The organism is Mesorhizobium sp. M7A.F.Ca.ET.027.03.2.1 (assembly GCF_003999175.1).
Lineage (GTDB): Bacteria > Pseudomonadota > Alphaproteobacteria > Rhizobiales > Rhizobiaceae > Mesorhizobium.
The window spans coordinates 1-645 of sequence record NZ_RZOM01001751.1; the positions used below are offsets into that span (position 1 = coordinate 1).

1 protein-coding gene is annotated in these 645 nt (G+C 63.1%); it reads right to left on the minus strand.

The features are described 5' to 3' along the window. Positions 1 to 600 (minus strand): 3-deoxy-8-phosphooctulonate synthase (gene kdsA, locus EN750_RS37840; protein ID WP_127399501.1); only part of this gene is annotated, 600 nt, incomplete at its 3' end. Between the last annotated feature and the right edge of the window lie 45 nt (positions 601 to 645).

Here is a 645-nt window from a genome sequence, read left to right on the forward strand (position 1 = left end):
GATCTCGGCCATGATGGGAAGAGCGCGCATGTCGGAGACCAGCGTGTTGTAGCCGAAGGAGGCGCCGCGCTCGGTGGTCAGCACATTGGCATTGCCGGAACCGGTGATCTTGGCGACGACGTTCTTCATGTCCCAGGGGGCGAGGAACTGCCCCTTCTTCACATTGATCACCTTGCCGGTTTTCGCCGCGGCGACCAGCATGTCGGTCTGGCGCGACAGGAAAGCCGGAATCTGCAGGACATCGACATGCGGCGCGACGATGGCGCACTGCTCCTCGGTGTGGACATCGGTCAGCACGGGGAGCGAAAATTCCTTGCGCAGTTCGTCGAAGACGGGAAGGGCTGCGTCCATGCCGGCGCCGCGCGTCGCCGACAGCGAGGTGCGGTTGGCCTTGTCGTAGCTGGTCTTGTAGACGAGGCCTATGCCGAGCCTGCCGGTCAGTTCCTTCAGTGCGCCGGCCATGTCGAAGGCATGCTGGCGCGATTCAAACTGGCACGGGCCGGCGATCAGGGACAAAGTCGCCCTGTTGTCGAAGACGACATTGCCGACGGCTACAGACGAATTGGGCGCCATCGAATTGGACGCTTGCGGCTTGCTCATGGGATCTCCCGGAAGATAAAGGCCGCGCCCTGTCCGGGTGCACGC